Here is a 21,371-nt window from a genome sequence, read left to right as displayed (position 1 = left end):
CTATTAAATTATGATTTAGCCAATTACAAGGTATCTTTCCGATCAAAAAGGTACTTTCAGATCTAAAAGAATAAATAAATTATTTATCTTCCAAATCTGAAGGAAACTTGTAAGTCCAAGGAACATCTGTTCCTTCACCTTCAGTAGCTTGCTCTTCCAAGAAACGTGCAAAAAATGGTACCGCTCTAACATCGACTGTTTTGACTGTGTTTGTAGGCATAGAGTTTTCCTTAAAGGAAATTATTTTTTCAACTACAGATATATCAGTAATTAAATATATTTTCAAGATCAGTTAAGACAGTTAAGAAGTAATTATTTTAAGATTTAAGAAAGTTAGGAAATTTAAGCAAACACATAAGATAAATTTATTAACTCTTTATGAAGATTAACTAATCAATATCAAACTGTAGCAATTTTATTTGATTAGATTATCCTGCTAGGGCGTGTTTTCAAACTGCTCGTTTAGCCTCCTAACTTTTTAGATCCCCCTAAATCCCCCTTAAAAAGGGGGACTTTAAGAGACTCTTTCCCCCCCTTTTTAAGGGGGGTTGGGGGGATCTAAGACTTTGAAAACACGCCCTAGTCCCTATATTTTCCAGTCTTCTCGACTTAGCCTGTTGGCACATGATACGATCGCCGGCATTGTTGAGCCGACTGGTGAATTAGCTAGGTTATCCCAAGGCGAATCGAGGTGATGGGGGCGGTAGCAATAGCTCTCGCTATTACATCTTCAAACAGTTTTTGATGAATTATTGCCGCAATTGAATTACACCGCTAAACCAGAGTTACAGGTTATTTAATCCACCATCCGTAACTTTCTTAACTTTCTTAACTTTCCACCTTATTATCTACTTAACTATCTTAACTGCTATTGCATTTTATTGACAAAACTGAGATTCTTTAAAAGATTTAGGTTAAACATACTAATTTCATAAAATTTGTACTTTAATAAAATTAACTGCCATAGGAGAGGTAGACGAATTGGCTCTGATGAACATTCCTATTATTGATGAAAGTTTAATTGAGCAAGTAGAAAAGCAACTTAACTCTCATCACAAAATTGAACAGGCAGTGGTAGTGGTGCAGGAGTTGAGAAAGAATATCCCCTCACTCCATTTATCAGATTTAATCCCAGATTGGCAAGACAAGAACGCGTTCGCGGAGCGTCTCGTAGAGAAGCGCTGCTGCTTTCAGCAGATCGCCGGAGGCGGGGCTTTGCCCATCGCTAACGTTGTCCCAATTCCCAGAGATTCCCAACCAGATACACAACAACATTTCTTAGAGCCGAAGCCACTTGCCATTAGCCACGGCAGTATTCTCCCGGATGATCCTCATGCACCTATTACCTTGCCCGAAGTTTTGCAAAGAGCCGCGCAACAGATTACAAGTAGGGGAATTATTTACCTGCTGCCCGATGGCGCAGAACTACGTCAATCTTATGCTGAGTTACTGGAAGTTGCAGAGCGGATTCTTGCTGGTTTGAGAAAGTTGGGACTCAAGCCAAAAAACAAAGTCATATTGCAGATGGAACTTAACTGTGACATTATTCCCGCTTTTTGGGGCTGCATATTGGGAGGCTTTGTCCCCGTAATCATGGAAGTGCCACCGACTTATAGAGAATCAAACAAGGTGGTGGATAAGCTTTGTCATATTTGGCAGTTCTTAGATAGTCCAGTCATCTTAACTACGGAAGTTCTCAAACCAGAGATAGAATTACTATCGCAATGGCTACCAACAGAACGCCTGAAGATAGGCACAATTGAAGTATTAAAAAACAATACTGCCAGCAAACAATATCATCATAGTCAACCAGATGAGGTGGCTCTTTTCAACCTGACTTCTGGCAGTACAGGAATACCAAAATGCGTTCAATTGACTCATCAAAATCTCATTGCTCGCACCAGAGGTGCTAACCAACTTAATCAACATGAGCCAGAAGATGTAATTTTGAATTGGCTGCCGTTCGATCACATTGGCAGCATTTCCGACTGGCATATTCGTGGTGTGGAATTGGGTTGCACACTGCTTTATGCACAGAAAGAATATATCTTGGGTCGCATTCTCAACTGGTTGGATTTGATTCATAAATACCAGATTACTCATAGCTGGTCCCCCAACTTTGCTTATGCGATAGTTAATGACTCCCTCAAACAAGAACCAGAACAGAACTGGAACTTATCGTGCGTAAAATTTCTACTGACAGCTGGTGAAGCAGTATCTAGTAAAGCTGTGGAGGATTTTCGAGAAAACTTGGTTGCCTATGGACTCAAAGCAACGGCAATTCGACCAGCCTTTGGTATGGCTGAGATGGGTTCGGGAATTACATATTATCAGCCCCTTCAGGAAGCACCTTTGTTGTTCCATAGAGTAGACAAATCTAGATTGCAAGGTACTATTAAACGAGTAGAAATAGACCATCCGAATTACAATACTTTTACCGATTTAGGCTCAGTCATTCCTGGAATTACCATTCGCATAGTAGACGAGCAAAACTCTGTATTAAGAGAAGACACCATAGGGCGTTTGCAAGTCAAAGGTAATGCAGTTTCTCCAGGATATTACAACAACCACAATGCCAATGGTCAATCCTTTTTAAAAGATGGCTGGTTTGATACTGGAGATTTAGGATTTATTACCAACGGACAATTGGTGGTTACTGGTCGTGCCAAAGAAACTATTATCATCAATGGAGCCAACTACTACAGCCATGAAATTGAAGCAGTAGTTGAAGAAATTGCAGAAATTGAAGTGTCCTACACTGCCGCTTGTGCAGTGTGCAATGCTGATGATGCGACAGAGAAACTGGCTATTTTCTTCAGTTCACCAATTATAGAAGAAGCTAAACTCTTAGAGTTACTGAAGAAAATTCGCCAGACAGTGGTGAACAAAATCGGCTTAAATCCTGATTATTTAATTTTATTAGCTAAAGAAGATATTCCCAAAACTGTTATTGGTAAAATCCAGCGATCGCAACTTTGCGATCGCTTTCATGCAGGTGAGTTCAACTCAATTCTCAAACAATTCGATATCTTACTAGGCAATAGCAACACTATTCCTGATTGGTTCTACCAAAAAGTCTGGCGACCCAAGCAAGCCAAGGTTTTGAAACCCTTATCCCAAAATTGTCTTACCATAGTCTTCCTCGACGAGTTAGGGTTGGGGACATTTGTTTGTCAGCAACTAGAACAGCAAAACCTGCCATATCTGTGTGTCTCACCTGGATCATATTTTACTAAAAAAAGTCCAAATCATTTCTTTTTAGCTCCTGGAAATACAGACCATTATCAGCTATTGCTTGAGACCATAAAAGCAGATAACCTAACCATCGGTCAGATTCTCCATTTGTGGAATTATCAAGAGTATCAAGGAGAAATAACCAGCATAGAAGCTCTTGAAAAAGCCCAAAATCCGGGAATTTACAGTTTATTGTTTCTTGCTCAAGCCCTAGCAAAAACTCAGAATTTCCAAGATTTAGTTCAGTTATTGTTTGTTTCTAGCTACACCCAGTCTACGCAACCAACAGACAATATAGCTTATGAAAAATCTCCCGTTCTCGGTGTAATTAAAACTATTCCCCAGGAAATACCCTGGTTAAATTGTCGTCACATCGATTTGATACCAAATTCGATACAGGTGAATGCGAACCATCTTCTACAAGAACTCCAGGTTTTATCAAAAGAGCAAGAGGTAGCTTATCGAAACGGACAGCGTTTGATTGCAGGTTTAGAAAAAGTTAATTTGAAAGACAAACCGAAGCAAAAACTTCCCTTTAAATCAGCGGGAATGTATCTAATCAGTGGTGGGCTTGGGGGTGTTGCAGTTGAAATTGCTAAATATATAATTAAGTTTTTTAATGCCAAATTATTATTAGTAGGTCGGACTCATTTACCAAATGAAGATATCACATCCAACCTCTCTACGGAAATATTAGAAAAAGTAAAGCTTTATCAGGAATTAAAGCAGTTGGGAACGGTGGTTTATGAGGCAGTGGATATCTGCGACTTTCAAGCATTGCAACAAGTGGTGGAAAAAGTCAAGGCTAACTGGGGAAGTCAGCTGGATGGGGTGATTCATCTGGCGGGAACTTACCAGGAAAAAATGCTAGTGGATGAAACACCACAAAGTTTAGCTGCAATCTTACGACCCAAAGTATTAGGTGCTTGGGTGCTACATCAGTTGTTGAACAAGCAAGAGGAAGGGATTTTTATTAGCTTTTCGTCTTTGGCGAGTTTCTTTGGTGGAGCCACAATTTCTGCTTATGCTGCTGCTAACAATTTTTTGGAAAGCTTTAATCAATACCAACGTTCTATTGGTGGGTTGCACAGCTATTGCTTTGCTTGGACAATTTGGCGTGACACAGGGATCAACAAGGGTTATCAGAGGCAAGAAATCACCCACGCTCAAGGCTTTTATGAGATGAGCCTGCAACAAGGATTGTATTCCTTCTTGGCTGGTTTATATCATGACCAACCACAGCTGATAGTCGGTTTAGATGGCAGCAATCCCAAAATTCGGCGTTTTACCTCGGAATTTCCAGGGTTACAGAAATTAACTGCCTATTTTACTACGAGTAACGGTTCTGCCGTACCAGAATTATCAGATTTTACAGTGCGCGATCGCTTCACAACAACTGTTAACTGTGACTTTGTGCAACTATCGGAAATGCCCCTAACTGCCAAGGGCGAAATTAATCGAGAATTATTGGCTAGGGGTATGACTAGTATAGGAGCGATCGCTCCCCAAAATGAAACGGAACGGCAAATAGCTCAAACCTGGCAAGAAGTTTTAGGCATACCCCAGATCGGCATTCACGACAACTTCTTTGAACTAGGAGGAAATTCTTTGCTAGCCTTCCAAGTCATTTCTCGGTTGCGCGAGACTTTTTCTGTTGAGTTGTCGCCAAATCGTTTTTTTGCATCCCCGACTGTAGCCGGTTTGGGAGAAAGTCTGGAGGCGCTGCGAACTGTCGTCACCAAGTGGAATGTAGCTTTTGATGACGCAGAACCAGAATATGAGGGAGGAGTACTATAAATGACAACAATAGAATTTGTCTCTTATTTAAATAGTTTAGGTATAAAAATTTGGCTGGAAGGCGACCAGTTAAATTATCGCGCTCCCAAGGGAGTGATGAACCCAGACCTGAAAAACAAACTGCTAGGGCGCAAATCAGAAATCCTGGCTTTTCTAGAAGAAGCTAAGAGTGCAACAGACTCCTCCTTTGAGCCAATACTATCTATAAAGCGTTCTAGAGACTTGCCTTTATCCTTTGCCCAGCAGAGGATGTGGTTTCTCTATCAATTAGAAAGCCAAAGCCCATTTTATAACGAGGGTTTACAGCTGCGCGTTGCAGGTGTACTCAACGTAGAAGCTCTACAGCAGAGTATCAACGAAATCATCCGCCGCCACGAAATTCTGCGAACAACATTTCCCGCAGTTGATGGAAAACCCTTGCAGGTAATTTTTCCTAGCTTGACAATCAACATACCAGTTCTGGACTTGCAAGGCTTAGAAGAAGCAGAAGTACAACAGATTGTCACAAAAGAAGCTCGGCAACCTTTTGATTTGAGTAATGCCCCTTTGTTGCGGGTTACTTTACTACGCCTGGGGTCAGAGTCCCATGTGTTGGTGTTGATCATGCACCACATCATCACAGATGGCTGGTCGATGGGGATATTTATCAAAGAGTTGTCCAACCTCTACCGAGGTTTTACTCTTAGTTCCCCTTTGCTTCTGGCTGAGTTGCCTATTCAATATGCTGATTTTGCAGTTTGGCAGCGACAATGGTTGACTGAGGAAATTCAAAAACAGCAACTAAATTACTGGAAGCAACAGTTAGCTGGTGCTACACCCTTATTAGAACTACCCACAGACAAACCACGCCCCCCTATTCAGACTTTCTGTGGTGCTACCCAGGAATTTCAAATTGACCAGAATTTGAGCAAGCAAATCAAAATCTTCAGTCAACAGTCAGGAGCTACCCTATTTCACACATTACTAGCGGCTTTCGTCGTTTTAATGTTTCGTTACAGTGGTCAAGATGATATCTGCATTGGTAGCCCCATTGCCAACCGCAACCGCAGGGAAATAGAATCATTGATTGGCTTTTTTGTCAATACATTGGTACTACGTAACCAGATCAAAGGAAATCCCAGTTTCAATGAGTTTCTCTCTCAAGTGCGACAAGTTGCAACGTCCGCTTACACTCACCAAGATGTTCCTTTTGAACAAGTGGTAGAAGCATTGCAACCAGAACGTTCTCTCAGTTACAATCCCCTATTCCAAGTGGTGTTTGTCTTAGAGAATTTCTTGTTGGATACATTAGAATTGCCTGATGTTACCCTGACTCCTCAATTTGTAGAACGTGGAACATCTCAGTTTGATTTGACCTTGGCAGTTTGGGAGACAAAAGCGGGGCTGATAGGTTCGTGGGAATATAACAGCGACCTATTTGAGCCAGATACTATTACTAGGATGACAAGTCATTTCCAGACTTTGTTAGCAGCGATTATTGCTAATCCGAATCAACCCATTGGTGAATTACCACTGCTGAGTCAAGAGGAGCGACATCAGTTGCTAGTGGAATGGAATGATACTTATACGCCTTATCCTCAGAGCAAATGCATCCATGAGTTGTTTGAGAAACAGGTTGAAAAAACACCAAATGCAGTAGCTGTGGTCTATGAGGACGAGTTCCTCACATACCAACAGTTGAATGAACGTGCGAATCAGTTAGCGCATTATCTGCGATCGCTTGGCGTGAAACCAGAAGTTTTAGTGGGAATTTGCATTGAGCGATCGCCCTTAATGATTATCGCTTTACTCGCTATACTCAAGGCTGGTGGGGCTTATGTACCGCTTGATCCAGCATATCCCCAAGAGCGATTGGCTTATATGTTGCAAGATGCAAAAGTACCAGTCTTACTAACTCAACAAGAGTTAATATCGCAGTTACCTCAAACTCAAGCTAGAGTAGTCTGCTTAGAGATTGACTCGAAGCTAATTAGCACTTACAGTCAGGAAAACCCCACTAGCGAAGCATCAGTTCATAACCTAGCTTACGTAATTTATACATCTGGTTCTACAGGACAACCCAAAGGTGTTGCCGTTATACATCAAGCTGTCAATCGATTAGTCTGCAACACCAACTATATAAACTTAACAGCCAAACACCGAGTAGCTCAAGCTTCCAATGCGACTTTTGATGCTGCTACCTTTGAAATTTGGGGAGCCTTACTACATGGAGCTAGATTAGTAGGGATTGCTAAAGAAGTACTGCTTGCACCGCCAGAACTTGCTACACAACTTCGTCAGCAACAGATTGATGTTTTATTTGTAACAACAGCCTTGTTTAACCAGTTGGTTAGTCAAGTGCCAGGAATCTTTAAAACTTTAGAAACTGTCCTATTCGGTGGAGAGGCAGTTGACCCCACTATGGTTAGAGCAACACTACAATATGAACCGCCAAAGCGACTGCTTCACGTTTACGGGCCAACTGAAAGCACCACCTTCTCATTGTGGTACTTAGTGCAGGAAGTACCAGAGAAAGCAATTAACTTGCCAATTGGTCGTCCCATCGCCAATACACAAATCTACATTCTAGATCGCCATCTCCAACCTACATCTATTGGGGTTCCTGGCGAACTATATATTGGAGGTGATGGTTTAGCTAGAGGTTATCTCAACCGCACAGAGTTAACCGAAAAAAGCTTTATCCAAAACCCATTCAACGATTACAATTGCGATCGCTTGTACAAAACAGGAGATTTAGCTCATTACTTACCCGACGGCAATATAGAATTCCTGGGTCGCATTGACAACCAAGTTAAGATTCGCGGCTTTCGCATTGAACTTTCCGAAATTGAGGCTATTTTGACTCAACACCCCCAGGTACGCGATGCTGTTGCGATCGCCAGGGTTGATATACCTGGTGTTAAGAGTTTGGCAGCATATATCATCCCAGAATTGACACAGCCGACCAGTAATGAGCTACGCCTATTTCTCAAGTCAAAGCTCCCCAATTACATGGTACCTGCATCCTTCACATTTCTAGAAGCTCTGCCGATTACCCCCAACGGCAAAGTAGACCGTCGTGCATTACCAGTACCGGAGTTCGAGTCCGATGAATCTACCGGCTTTGTCTCCCCCCACACCCATACTCAAGAAGTCTTGGCCAAGATTTGGCGGGATGTTTTAGTACTTAAACAAGTCGGTATCCACGACAATTTCTTTGAATTGGGTGGGGATTCCATCATTGGTATTCAAATTGTTGCCAGAGCTAATCAAGGTGGACTCAAACTTACTCCAAAACAATTATTTCAACACCAAACAATTGCTGAATTAGCTACTGTTGCTGGTATAATTAATTCGGTTCAGTCAGAACAAGGTTTAGTTACAGGAATTGTCCCTCTAACACCAATTCTGCACTGGTTCTTTGAGCAAAATCTGCCGGAGCCTCATCACTTTAACCAATCCTTCCTGCTAGAAGTTCCTGCAAATTTGCAACCGGAATTACTAGAGCAGGCATTACAAAAGTTACTCTCCCATCACGATGCTTTACGCCTGCGGTTTGTGCAGCAGGATGGGCAATGGCAGCAGTACAACAGTGATGCCAGCGATGAAGTAACGTTGGGCATTGCAGATTTGTCATATCTGCTCCCAGCAGAACAGTTAAAGGCGATCGCAATCAGGGCTGACGAAGCACAAAGGACGCTGAACTTAACAGATGGGCCGCTGATGCGGGTAGTTCTGTTTAACTTAGGCAATTCCCCCAGACGTTTACTCATCGTCATCCATCACTTGGCTGTCGATGGGATCTCGTGGCGGATTTTGCTAGAAGACTTATCTGAGGCATACAAACAATTAGAAGTTGGCAAAACTATCCAACTACCTGCAAAAACAACTTCCTTTAAGGATTGGGCAATTCGATTACAGAATTATGCCCGCAGTCAAGAACTCCACTCACAGCTAGATTACTGGCTGGACTCAATGCGGTTCCCAATTGCTCCTTTACCGTTGGATTATGCTGCTGTTGCCCAAGATAACACTGTAGCTTCTAGTCGGATTGTGTCTGTATACCTGAGTGTAGAACAGACTCGCGCCCTGTTGCACGATGTCCCTGGAGCCTACAACACCCAAATTAACGATGTGCTGCTGACGGCATTGGTGCAGACTTTCACTCGTTGGACAGGTTCTCATTCCCTACTGATTGACTTAGAAGGTCATGGACGAGAGGACTTGTTTGATGATGTGGACTTGTCCCGAACGGTAGGCTGGTTTACTAGTATATTCCCCGTTCTCTTAAAACTTGAGGATCGCAACGATCCCGGAGAGGTTCTCAAGTCGGTAAAAGAGCAACTGCGACGTATTCCCAACCGGGGCATTGATTACGGCATCTGGCGCTATCTGAGCATAGATCAGAGCGATCGCGGAGCGTGTCGTAGAGAAGCGCTGCTGCGTTCGCCCTTGGCGTCTCCCCTTGGGAGAAGCGCAGATCGCAATCAATTACAAGCGTTCCCCAAAGCTGAGGTGAGCTTTAACTACTTAGGTCAATTCGATCAAACGCAGTTAGCAACCCTGGGATGGAAATATGCCCAAGAGTCTAGCGGTTCCATTCACAGCCCCAAAGGACAGCGCCGCCATTTGTTAACAGTGAATGGATTAGTTGTGGAAGGGAGGCTGAAAGTAGAGTGGCAATATAGCGAGCATTTTCATTCTTGGGGCACTGTAGAAAATCTGGCTAATGAGTATATAGAAGCCTTAAAAACTATTATTTCCCACTGCTTATCCCCAGAGGCAGGTGGCTATACTCCTTCTGATTTCCCGGAAGTTGAGTTTAGCCAAGAAGCTTTGGACGAACTGCTAGCAGAAATTAATTAAATAAAGTCGTCCACACGCAGAAACCCAGCTTCTGTTTTAACAAGGTTTTCTACAAATAAACTAAGTTCTAAGAGGTTATCTATAACTAAGCTGCCAATGACTCGCCACCAAAAAATATCATGATGATTACTTAGGAAAAACTATGCTGGAATTTCAGATTGAATTTCAACCTCGTATCCCTACTTCCAAAAATTTAGTCATAGGTACTTTGGGGCCTACTGCTACTAGTAGTGACTATGCTTCCCAGTACATAGCTAACCAACTGCTTTCAGAGCAATTTACCGCATCAACTCAGTTGTTTGATACTTTTACAGATGTCAAAGAAGCTTTACTACAAGACAAAGTAGATATCGCTTTAGTACCTCATGCTTACGACCGAATTAATGAGTTTTATATGGAGCCAAGTTTTGATCTAGGCTTCATTTTTATATTTCCTACTCCAGTTTATGGATTGGCTAAGAAAAAAAATAAAGAGGCAGTTTTCAACGGTTCTAGAATTGTTACCCATCCGGCTCCTCTACCTCTATTAACGAAACTCTTGCCAGATTCTCAAGATCAAACACAAATACAAGTGGATTTGTCTCCTTCTACCAGCGATTCAGCAATTCAGGTAATGCAGGGTTTAGCCGATTTTGCTATTACTAATGAGAATGCTGTGCAAGCCTACGATTTAGAATTTATTTCAATTTATGGAAAAATCCGTATGAGTTGGTCGATTTTTCAGAAAAAATTAAATTAACAGAAAGTTATGTCTAAATATTTTCCCCAGCCAAAAACCATAAAAATTAATTCTGATGTAGAGTTAATCGCATTTCAATGTCAAGACACAGTTGTGCAATTAGCTTCTATTCCACCAGGGGCTACTTTTGAATTACATCGACATCCCGAAAGTCAAATTGGAATGCAAATTGCGGGACGTTTGGAAATTAACATCAACGGGACTAAAGAAATTCTTGAACCCCTTCAGCAAGTTTATGTGGCTGGTTCCAATGTTCTTCATGGTTCTATAAACCCTTTCTCAGAAACAGCATTAGCGTTTGATGTGAAACGTATCACAAATTCTGAGAAATCTGAGGAGGCTATTCTGAAAGTTTCACCAACTGAAGATGAAGTTACAGATTTCGATTGTCATTCTGTTGTTGGTTCTTGGTTTGAGATTAATATCACCCAAATTCCTCCAAAAGGAATAATACCAATTCGCCAATCTGCTAGTGAAACAATGGGAATAATCCTTAATGATCAATTGACGATCGCAGTGGAAGAACAACAGCAGCAGTTAGAATATGGTAGTGTTTATTATGCTCCTGCTAATGTTCTTTATGGAGGATATAATTCTTCTGATAAAACAGTATCTTTGATTGAAATTTTGATTAAACCTAGCTCTCATTTTGCCGTGAAAGATGCTTTTTTAAAGACAGATGTAGTGCGCTCGCTAACTACTTCATAAAGGATATTTATCATGGATTTAGGATTAACACAGAAAGTAGCTTTAGTGACAGGATCAAGTGCTGGTATCGGTTATACCGTTGCTCAAAAGCTGGCAGCAGAAGGTTGTCAGTTAATAATTTGTGGTAGAAATTCTGAGCGATTAGAACAAGCTTATCAAGATTTGGTTGGTTCCCAAGCAAAAGTTATCCCGATTTGTGCTGATGTGCAAAATACAAGTGATTCTCAAAAATTAGTCCAAGAAGCTCTCACACAATTTGGGAAAATTGATATATTGGTAAATAATTCACAGGGGGCTAATTTTTCTAATGAAGCAGTAGAAAATCTATCTGATGAAGATTGGTCAACTGTCTTTCAAGGCAAGTTAATGGGCTATATTCGCATGACGAATTTGGTGCTGCCGACGATGAAAAATCAGCAATGGGGGCGGATTATCAATATTGTTGGGACATCAGGAAAAGAACCTTCTAGTCGTCTTGTAAAATCGGGAGTGGGGAATGCTGCATTAATCAATTTTACTAAAACTGTTGCCACGCAAGTTGCTAAGTGGAATGTTTTAGTTACCTGTGTCAATCCTGGTCTGATTGATACTCCAAGGCATAGAGAATATTTAGAAGTATTCGCCCAAGAGGAGGGTCGGACTGTTGATTCAATCATTGAAGGAACGAATAAAATGATTCCTCTTGGTCGTCGCGGTGTTTCTAGTGAGGTTGCTAATTTGGTTGCTTTTTTAGCGTCAGAATGTGCTAGCTATATTACAGGTGTTACTATTCCCGTAGATGGCGGATTGTCAACTTCTGCTTTTTAAGGTACTTGGTAATAAAGTATTTGGGAAGTTTTCAATTTATATAACTTCTACTTGAGTGATGAAAATTACTTTTTTTAAACGAACCGCAGAGGCGCAGAGAAAACAGAGATAAGAGAAGAAGAGAGATAAATCACATAATTAATATCATATTAAAAAAACAATGGTAGTTGCACAAAACCCAAGTAAAAGTAAAGATATTGAATCTATCTATCCCCTTTCACCTACGCAGGAGGGGATACTGTTTCATACTCTCTATGAGTCGGAATCGACAATCTATTTTGAGCAGTTTCAATTAACCATTCATGGCAATTTAGATCCAGGTATATTTGAGCGGGCTTGGCAACTTTTGGTAGAACGATATTCGGCTTTGCGGACTCTTTTTGTTTGGAAGAATCGCAAACAATCAGTTCAGGTGGTGCGTAAACAAGTGAATTTGCCTTGGTCTAATTTAGACTGGCGGATGTTTCCTCAGCAGGAGCAAGAAATACGTCTCAATTCTTTTTTAGATTCAGATAGAAAACAAGGTTTTGAACTTGACAAAGCTCCACTAATGCGCTTTGTTTTAATTCGAGTAGCCGATGAAACTTATGAGTTTGTCTGGAGCTTTCATCACTTGCTAATTGATGGCTGGAGTTGGCCGATTATCTTCAAAGAATTGTTTGCTTTATATGAGTCGATTCAGAATGAACAACAGTTATATTTAGCTCCAAGTCGCCCTTATCGGGATTATATTAATTGGTTACAACAGCAAGATTTGGCTGGGGCGAAGGTGTTCTGGCAGCAAAATCTTGAGGATTTTACTGCACCTACCCCTTTGATAGTTGAGCGATCGCTAGGACAGAGTTCTCACCAACAACAAGATATTGACGTGCGATCGCAGCATCTATCAGCCGAGACGACAACTACCTTAAAATCTTTTGCCCAACAACATCATCTGACCCTTGCCACCTTAGTACAAGCAGCTTGGGGGCTTTTGCTAAGTCGCTACAGTGGTGAGTCTGACGTGGTTTTTGGCACTACTGTATCTGGTCGTCCTGCTAGTTTATCTGGTGTGGAATCAATGGTGGGGTTGTTTATTAATACTTTACCTGCACGGGTGAAAATCCCTGAGAAAACCGATTTGTTAACCTGGCTGGGGTTGTTGCAACAAAAGTACATAGAGCGTGAGCAGTATTCATACACTCCACTGGTGGATATTCAAGCCGTGAGTGAAGTTCCTCGCACTCAACTTTTGTTTGAAAGCCTCGTTGTATTTGAAAATTATCCTGTAAATGTAACGTTGCAGCAACTTCCTGGAAACTTGAAAATAGGGGAACTGCAAGACAGGGGGCAAACCAATTATCCCTTGACAGTGGTGGCAATTCCTGGCGAGGAAATGACTGTGAAAATTTGCTACGATCGCGATCGCTTTGATGCAGACATTATTGATCGCATGGCTGGTCATTTCCTCACTCTGTTGGAAGGAATTACCGCCAATCCTCATCGCACCGCAGGCGAGTTACCGCTACTAACTCCAGTAGAGCAAGATTTACTTTTAGTCGAGTGGAATGCAACCTCACCAGCGCATCCCATCAATCGTTGCATCCATCAATTATTTGAGGAGCAAGTTGAAAAAACACCCCAAGCCTTAGCGGTGGTATATGAAAATCAAACATTGACTTATGAGGAGTTAAACCAGCAAGCTAATCAAATCGCCCACTACTTGCAACGCTTCGGTGTGAAACCAGATGTGCCGGTGGGTATTTGTGTGGAGCGATCGCTAGCAGCTGCGATCGCTATCTTAGGAACTCTCAAGGCTGGGGGAGTTTGCGTTCCCCTCGATCCTACCTATCCGCCAGAGCGTTTAGCCTTCATGCTCAACGATTCTCAAGCACCAGTCGTTTTAACTCAAACACGTTGGAAGTCATTACTTGAGGGCAACTTTGCTCATTGTCTGATTGTGTTAGATGAAGATGGGGACGAAATTGCTAAAGAATCTGAGAGCAATCTGCAAGTTGAAATAGCAGCTGATAATTTAGCCTACATCATATATACTTCTGGCTCTACCGGAACTCCTAAAGGTACTCTTGTTCCCCAGCGATCGCTTACCAATTTAATAGAACACCATCAGGCAAAAATGGCCACAGGTGTTGGTGTGCTTCAGTTTGCTTCCCTCAGTTTTGATGTCAGCTATCACGAAATATCCGTGGCGTGGGGCTTCGGAGGTACGCTGTATATAATTTCTGAATGCGATCGCAAAGATTTAGATCAATTAATCCACTTACTTGGCAACAACCCAATTGGCAAAGTTTTTCTGCCAGTTAGCCTTTGGCAGCAATTAGCAGAAATATATGGAGAACAAGAACATTTATTTCAGAATATTCGGGAAGCGATCGCTTGTGGCGAACAACTCCAAATTACTCAGCCGATGATTAAGCTGTTTAAGCGTCTGGAAAATTGTACACTCTACAATTTCTATGGCCCCACAGAAGCAGACTTAGTTACAGCTTATACTTTTAGCCAAAAGCCAGATGAATGGCCGATTTATCCACCGATTGGTAAAGCTGCCGTCAATGTGCAAGTTTATCTGTTAGACAGCAACCTTCAACCCGTGCCGATTGGCATTCCTGGAGAACTTTACGTAAGCGGTGCTGGTTTGGCTCGTGGCTACCTCAACCGTGCAGATTTGACAGACCAAAAATTTATCCCAAATCCTTTTAGTAACGATTCCAACTCGCGCCTCTATAAAACGGGGGACTTAGCTCAATATTTACCAGATGGGAATATCGAGTTTTTGGGACGGATAGATGATTTGGTAAAAATCCGGGGCTTTCGCGTTGAACTTGGAGAAGTTGAAGCCGTTCTGAGCAAACATCCTCAAATTAACCAAGCAGTAGCTAAAGTGTTTGGAGAAAGTGCCAGGGAAAAATATTTAGTTGCTTACTTTGTCCCAAGTCCGGGAGAGACAGTAAAAGTCGAACAACTGCGGACTTTCCTTACCGATCAGTTACCAGACTATATGATTCCATCGGCTTTTATAGAAATGGAATCTTTCCCACTCACACCCAACGGGAAAGTAAACCGTCGCACTCTACCAGAACCGACAACCAGCCGACCGGAATTAGGTCAAACTTTTGTTGAGCCGCGTACTCCCACCGAAGAAATCTTGGCTGGTATTTGGAGAGATGTTTTAGGGTTAGAACAAGTTGGCATTTATGATAACTTCTTTGATTTGGGGGGACATTCTTTACTAGCAACTCAGGTTATTGCTTTAACGCGCAAAGCATTTGGGATAGAATTACCAATATTGAGTTTATTTGAGTCTCCAGCGATCGCACCTTTAGCCCAAAAAATCGCCACAACTAAAGCGCCAGATCGACAAGAGTTATCTTTAAAAAGGTTTCCCTCCCAAAACGAATCAATACCAATTTCTTTAACCCAGCTAGAGTTGTGGTTTTTTGACCAATTCTATCCAGGCAATTCCATCTATAACCTGCCTTTGGTCTATCGCATCACAGGTGCGCTTAACGAGAAAGCATTATCAGAGAGTTTAAGAGAAATTGTCCGGCGACACGAGACATTGCGATCGACTTTTCAGGTTAAAAATGGACAAGTCGTTTATGCTGTTGTTAACGATCCTGTCTTTGATTTTTCAGTAATTGATCTCCAGCACCTCCCCGAAACTGAGCGCGAAGCTCAAGCCACACAACAGGCTGAACAGGAAATTAAGCATCCTTTCGATTTGGCACGAGGCCCTTTATTACGCAGCAAGCTTTGGCGTTTGGATGAACAAGAGTATCTATTCGTTGCCGTTACCCACCATATTGTTGCTGACGGTTGGTCTTTTAGTGTCCTAACCCAAGAACTGGCAAAAGTTTACGAAGCCTTCTGTGAGGGTAAGCCGTCGCCGTTAACTGAGTTACCGATCAAATATACCGACTTTGCTCAATGGCAGAGGCAGTGGTTACAAGGACAAGTCTTAGAGTCTCAGCTTCAGTTTTGGAAAAAGCATTTAGGCACTAATCCGCCTATATTGAAGCTACCATGCGATCGCCCACGTCCACCAGCGCGAACCTTTAAAAGTGTAGGCCAATCGGTAATTCTCTCCCAGAAATTAACCGATGCGCTCAAGTTACTGAGTCAACAGGAAGGCGTAACCCTATTTATGACATTGTTGGCAGCATTCCAGACATTACTCTTCTCTTATACAAGACAGGAAGAGATCATTGTCAGCAGCGCCCTTGCCAATCGCACCAGAGTAGAAACTGAGGGACTGATTGGTTTCTTTGTCAATTTACTGCCATTTTGTACCAACTTAGGAGGAAACCCCAGCTTTCGGGAACTACTTGGTCGAGTGCGTGAGGTAGCCTTGGGTGTTTACGCTCATCAAGAAATGCCCCTGATTAAGCTAATAGAAGAACTTCAGCCAGTGAGAGATTCTAGTTACACATTAATCAATCAAGTAATGTTTGTCTTTCAAAATACTCCAGAGGATAATTTAGAATTTGCAAATCTCACTTTGAAGGAGCAGTTTATTGCTAGAGATACAAAAGATACCGCAGAGTTTGATTTAGAATTAACGCTCGAAGAAACATCAACAGGTATTGAAGGACTGCTCGTATACAGAACCGATTTATTTGAACCTGCCACTATTACCAAGATGATCGATAATTTTCAGACTTTGCTGGAAAAAATAACGACTAATTCTAACCAACGTCTGGCTGAACTTATTTTAATATCTGAACCTCCAATTTTGACAACTCAAACTGTTGCACTCCCAATATCGAAGGATTTTGTTACACCTCGAAATTCTATCGAAGAAGTTGTATTAGCTATCTGGAAAGAAATTTTAGGGCTAGAGCAGATTAGCACGCAAGACAACTTTTTTGAACTTGGAGGACATTCTTCTCAAACTCTTGAAGTTATATGCAAACTACAGTCAGCTTTTCCAGTGGAACTACCGTTGATCTACCTGTTTGAGAAACCTACTGTAGTTCAGCTAGCAGAAGCCATCCAATATCAATTAAGGGATTTCCAGGAAATAAATTATCCAAATGAACGAACCGCAGAGGCGCAGAGAACACAGAGGGAAGAGAAATAGAGAAGATTTTTGTGTCAGTTTTGGAATATTTTTTTACTTGGAAGTCCCTAAACAGTTAATAGGTTGATATCTAGTTTTTCAATTGTTATTGTCAAAGTAGAGGTGAACAACATGGAATTTACAAAAACTAATCAAATAATTGAAAATCCCAGACCTAGTATTAGTGAAGTTACTCAAATATCTAACGAAGAACTGCGTTTATTGCATGAGATTCCTACATTTAGACCGCTTGTTCAAACATTCGTTGTCATTAGTACATATTTCATCCTCGCAGCTATTGGTTTTTGGTTGAATAACTGGGCAGTGTGGTTATTAGTCTGGTTTGTTCAAGGATTTTTATTTGTCTGTTTTTTTGCGGCAATACATTATTGCTCTCACAGTAGTTTGTATAAGTCAAAACATACTAATCGATTCGTGGGAACTTTCTTATCATTAGTATTGTTGATGAATTTTTCGTTTCATAAATATATTCATCTGGGGCATCATCGAGAAGCACAAATCAAAGGTAAAATCGTAGGAGATACATCAGCTTGGCAAACCTTTCCTAATATTAAGACCTATCTTCTGGCCTTGACATATTTTTATCCTCTCGCCGTATGCAAGAATTGGTGGTTAGTGACCAAAGATTTATATTTAGACTCTTTGAAAACACATACACAAGAGGAATCATCCTTACCAACTAGCTTTTATTTGAGCTATTTCAAAACACCGGAACAACGCCAATTTGTCTTACAAAATAATTGGCTGCTATTGGGTTGGGTTCTATTAATGGCAGGATTGACCGTAATTTTTCCTGGGATTTTGTTTTTTGGTTACTGGATACCATTAATATCTTTTGCTTCTCCATTCGGTTTTATTTTCAGTATTACAGATCACTATGGCTGTGAGTCTGACTTAAATCACAACCTATGGAATGATACACGAACAATGATTTCTAACCCGATAATTAGGTTTTATTACTGGAATAATAATTACCATGTAGAGCATCATCTCTACCCAAGTATGCCACCATGTAACTACTCGAAGATACATGAGTTAATTAAACATCACCTAGAGTATCTGGAAAAATCATACTTGATGTTCCATCTAAAAGTAATGCGGGGCTTGATTTCGGCAAAAAGTCAGTAAAGATGGTTGTTTTCTTCATGAATCGCTCCAATAAAAACATATTTATGATGCAATATCGTAGATTTGGGCGTACAGAATTGCCAATGCCAGTCTTTTCCTGCGGCGGAATGCGCTACGTCTATACTGAGTATAAGGAGCTTACTCAAGAACAAATTCCCGATGAAAATCAACAGAATCTAGAAGCCACTATTCGCCGTTCTTTAGAAGTTGGCATCAATCACATCGAAACTGCCCGAATGTATGGGACTTCTGAGATGCAATTAGGAGCTATTTTACCTAAATTGCCTAGAGAAAAAATTATTGTCCAGACTAAGGTTACTCCTACATCTGACTCTGAAGACTTCCGCCGTTTGTGTGAGAAATCTTTGGCTTTATTAAAGCTAGATTACATTGACTTGTTAACACTGCATGGCATTAATAATTATCAACATCTCGAAGATAGCATTCGTCCCAATGGCTGTCTAGATGTAGCGCGACAGTTGCAAGCTGAAGGTAAGGTAAAGTTTATTGGCTTTTCTACCCATGCTCCGACAGACTTAATTATCAAAACTATTGAAACCAATGAATTTGATTATGTCAATCTCCACTGGTACTACATTAATCAATTCAATTGGCCCGCCATTGAAGCCGCCAAACATCATGACATTGGTGTATTTATCATTAGCCCATCAGATAAAGGTGGTATGCTTTATAAGCCTCCACAAAAGTTATTAGACTTGTGCCATCCTCTCAGCCCGATGGTATTTAACGATCTGTTTTGTTTGAGCCATCTTCAAGTACATACTCTCAGCTTGGGCGCATCTAAACCATCAGATTTTGATGAACACTTGAAGGTTATAGAGCTTTTAGAGCAAGCGGATGAAATTTTACCGCCAATTTTAAACCGTTTAGAAAAAGCAGCGATCGCCACACTTGGAAAAGACTGGTATCGTACCTGGCATATTGGTTTACCCACCTATAAAGAAACCCCTGGTGAGATGAATATTCCAGTTATTTTATGGTTGCGAAATTTAGCGATCGCTTTTGATATGTTTGAATATGCCAAAAGGCGTTACAACCACTTAAATACTGCCGATCCTTGGTTTCCTGGTTTCACAGCAGAACAAGTTAGACAATTTGATCTAAGTGATTGTCTGCGTCATAGCCCCCATGCTGATAAAATACCAGCTTTATTAGAAGATGCCCATAGGTTGTTATCTCAACCTAGTCAAGAATAAATTGCGGAGTGTTTTCACGATGTCGGATTATAAGTTATTAAAAAATGATAAAAATTATACTTTAATTATTCATCGTTGGCTAGTAATTTTACTGGCTTTGATAACTGCGATCGCCATAATTATCTATCATCAAATTAACTTAAAAATCAACGTAACACCAATATCTGAAATTATTGTCCCTTTCCCAACTGAACCCACAACTTTCAATCCGGCTTTAATCGTAGAATCGGCTTATATTTTAGATTATACTTACGAAGGACTAGTTAAAGAAAATGCTCGTGGAGAAATTGAACCTAATCTAGCTAAATCGTGGCAAACTTCCCAAGATAATAAACAAGTAATTTACACCCTCAGAAAAGGGCTAAAATGGTCAGATGGGAAACCACTAACGGCTGAAGATGTCGTTTTTACCTACAATGAGATTTACCGTAATCCAGACATTCCTACTTACGCTAAAGACTTCTTTATAATTGGTAAAAATCGTACCTTACCTACTGTGCGAAAGCTTGATAACTTGCGAGTTGAATTTACATTACCTGAACCATTTGCTCCATTTATTCGGGCTACAAAACTAGAAATTTTACCAGCCCATATTTTTCGGGAAAGCGTCAAAATAAAAGACCAAGAAGGCAGACCTAAATTTATGTCTACTTGGGGGACTGATACTCCACCAGAAAATATTATTGTCAACGGCCCTTATACAATAGAATCTTATACTCCGAGCCAGCGAATAATTTTCCGCAAAAATCCTTATTACTGGCGTAAAGATATTCAAGGCAATTCACAACCTTATATCGAGCGTGTGATTGGGCAAATTATTCCTAATCAAGATACTTCTTTAATCCAATTTCGTTCTGGAGGATTAGATTACATTAATGTTAATACTGATTATTTTTCATTATTAAAACATGAAGAAAGCAAAGGAAAGTTTACTATATATAATGGCGGACTTTTTGTCGGGTCAACTGCTATTACTTTTAATCTCAATAAAGGCAGTAGGAATGGTCAAGCACTGGTCGATCCGATAAAGTCTCGTTGGTTCAATACAGTGGAATTTAGACAAGCAGTTGCCTATGGAATTGATCGCCAACAAATACTCAACAATATCTATAAGGGATTGGGTAAACTGCAAAATTCGCCGATTGCTGTACAGAGCAAGTATTATTATCCTGTCCAAACTGTCTATGAATACAATCTTCAAAAAGCGAAAAAATTACTTCTAAAAGCAGGCTTTAAATACAACAATCAAGGTCAGCTATTAGACGAGCAAGGAAATATTGTCCGCTTTAGCCTCATGACGAATAGTACCAATAATGCATTGCAGGCGATGGGAGTACACATAAAACAAAATTTGAGTAACCTTGGCATAGCTGTTGATTTTAATCCCGTAGCTGCTAGCATTTTCATCAACAAATTGACTCAAACTTTCGATTGGGAGTGTCAATTACTTGAGGTTGCTGTCGGTCAAGAACCAAATGATTGGGCTAATGTTTGGTTGCCTGAAGCTGGTTGGCACTTTTTTAATCAAGAATCTCAAGCAGGACAAACGCCGATAATAGGGCGACAGGTTGCAGATTGGGAACGGAAAATTGGTGATTTATACATTCAGGCAGCCTCCGAAGTGGATGAAGCAAAGCGTAAAGCTATCTATGTAGAAACTCAACAAATTACTCAGGAGTATCTGCCATTTATTTATTTAGTTAACCCTTTATCAATGGTGGCAGTACGAAATCGTATCCAAGGTATTGAACACTCTGCCCTAATAGGAACATTTTGGAACTCTTATGACCTGAAACTGACTGAGATTAACTAAAGA

11 protein-coding genes are annotated in these 21,371 nt (G+C 40.8%); 10 read left to right on the top strand and 1 reads right to left on the bottom strand.

Features of this window, described 5'->3' with window-relative positions; all coding sequences use genetic code 11:
• Positions 1-79 precede the first annotated feature (79 nt).
• Complete coding sequence (locus tag V7K27_RS21485) at positions 80-220, bottom strand: microviridin/marinostatin family tricyclic proteinase inhibitor (RefSeq protein WP_334950105.1); 141 nt, start codon at positions 218-220, stop codon at positions 80-82.
• A 346-nt stretch (positions 221-566) separates the two neighbouring features.
• On the opposite strand from V7K27_RS21485, the gene V7K27_RS21480 reads away from it, so the two are divergent.
• The 10 genes from V7K27_RS21480 to V7K27_RS21435 all read left to right on the top strand — a co-directional run bounded on the left by V7K27_RS21480 (position 567) and on the right by V7K27_RS21435 (position 21,368).
• Positions 567-695 carry a hypothetical protein gene (locus tag V7K27_RS21480; RefSeq protein ID WP_334950104.1) on the top strand — a complete coding sequence of 43 codons (129 nt, stop codon included), beginning with the start codon at positions 567-569 and terminating at the stop codon, positions 693-695.
• 295 nt (positions 696-990) lie between these two features.
• Positions 991-5,031 carry an SDR family NAD(P)-dependent oxidoreductase gene (locus tag V7K27_RS21475; protein ID WP_334950103.1) on the top strand — a complete coding sequence of 1,347 codons (4,041 nt, stop codon included), beginning with the start codon at positions 991-993 and terminating at the stop codon, positions 5,029-5,031.
• Positions 5,032-9,876 carry an amino acid adenylation domain-containing protein gene (locus tag V7K27_RS21470; RefSeq protein ID WP_334950102.1) on the top strand — a complete coding sequence of 1,615 codons (4,845 nt, stop codon included), beginning with the start codon at positions 5,032-5,034 and terminating at the stop codon, positions 9,874-9,876. It begins immediately after the preceding gene.
• 142 nt (positions 9,877-10,018) lie between these two features.
• A complete protein-coding gene (locus tag V7K27_RS21465; protein WP_334950101.1) occupies positions 10,019-10,615 on the top strand; it encodes a LysR family transcriptional regulator in 597 nt (198 codons plus the stop codon).
• A 9-nt stretch (positions 10,616-10,624) separates the two neighbouring features.
• Positions 10,625-11,323, top strand: coding sequence for a cupin domain-containing protein (locus V7K27_RS21460; protein WP_334950100.1), 699 nt, complete (start codon positions 10,625-10,627; stop codon positions 11,321-11,323).
• Positions 11,324-11,335: 12 nt separating this feature from the next.
• Positions 11,336-12,130, top strand: a complete 795-nt coding sequence (locus V7K27_RS21455) for an SDR family oxidoreductase (protein WP_334950099.1) — start codon at positions 11,336-11,338, stop codon at positions 12,128-12,130.
• A gap of 160 nt (positions 12,131-12,290) precedes the next feature.
• Positions 12,291-17,210: an amino acid adenylation domain-containing protein gene (locus V7K27_RS21450; RefSeq protein WP_334950098.1), complete on the top strand. Its 4,920-nt coding sequence runs from the start codon at positions 12,291-12,293 to the stop codon at positions 17,208-17,210.
• A gap of 111 nt (positions 17,211-17,321) precedes the next feature.
• On the top strand, positions 17,322-18,338 hold the full coding sequence (locus V7K27_RS21445; RefSeq protein WP_334950097.1) for a fatty acid desaturase family protein: 1,017 nt from the start codon (positions 17,322-17,324) through the stop codon (positions 18,336-18,338).
• Positions 18,339-18,385: 47 nt separating this feature from the next.
• Positions 18,386-19,555 (top strand): aldo/keto reductase, encoded by a 1,170-nt coding sequence (locus tag V7K27_RS21440; RefSeq protein WP_334950125.1) that lies wholly within the window; start codon positions 18,386-18,388, stop codon positions 19,553-19,555.
• A gap of 19 nt (positions 19,556-19,574) precedes the next feature.
• Entirely contained in the window at positions 19,575-21,368 is a 1,794-nt protein-coding gene (locus V7K27_RS21435) for an ABC transporter substrate-binding protein (RefSeq protein ID WP_334950096.1), read from the top strand.
• Positions 21,369-21,371: the final 3 nt, after the last annotated feature.

Source organism: Nostoc sp., assembly GCF_036919575.1.
In the GTDB taxonomy this organism is placed as follows: Bacteria; Cyanobacteriota; Cyanobacteriia; order Cyanobacteriales; family Nostocaceae; genus Nostoc.
This window is presented reverse-complemented; position numbering and strand designations above follow the sequence as displayed.

Coding starts and splice junctions, on each gene's coding strand:
- V7K27_RS21485 (WP_334950105.1), bottom strand. CDS start 220: ATGCCTACAAACACAGTCAAAACAGTCGATGTTAGAGCGGTACCATTT.
- V7K27_RS21475 (WP_334950103.1), top strand. CDS start 991: ATGAACATTCCTATTATTGATGAAAGTTTAATTGAGCAAGTAGAAAAG.
- V7K27_RS21470 (WP_334950102.1), top strand. CDS start 5,032: ATGACAACAATAGAATTTGTCTCTTATTTAAATAGTTTAGGTATAAAA.
- V7K27_RS21465 (WP_334950101.1), top strand. CDS start 10,019: ATGCTGGAATTTCAGATTGAATTTCAACCTCGTATCCCTACTTCCAAA.
- V7K27_RS21460 (WP_334950100.1), top strand. CDS start 10,625: ATGTCTAAATATTTTCCCCAGCCAAAAACCATAAAAATTAATTCTGAT.
- V7K27_RS21455 (WP_334950099.1), top strand. CDS start 11,336: ATGGATTTAGGATTAACACAGAAAGTAGCTTTAGTGACAGGATCAAGT.
- V7K27_RS21450 (WP_334950098.1), top strand. CDS start 12,291: ATGGTAGTTGCACAAAACCCAAGTAAAAGTAAAGATATTGAATCTATC.
- V7K27_RS21445 (WP_334950097.1), top strand. CDS start 17,322: ATGGAATTTACAAAAACTAATCAAATAATTGAAAATCCCAGACCTAGT.
- V7K27_RS21440 (WP_334950125.1), top strand. CDS start 18,386: ATGCAATATCGTAGATTTGGGCGTACAGAATTGCCAATGCCAGTCTTT.
- V7K27_RS21435 (WP_334950096.1), top strand. CDS start 19,575: ATGTCGGATTATAAGTTATTAAAAAATGATAAAAATTATACTTTAATT.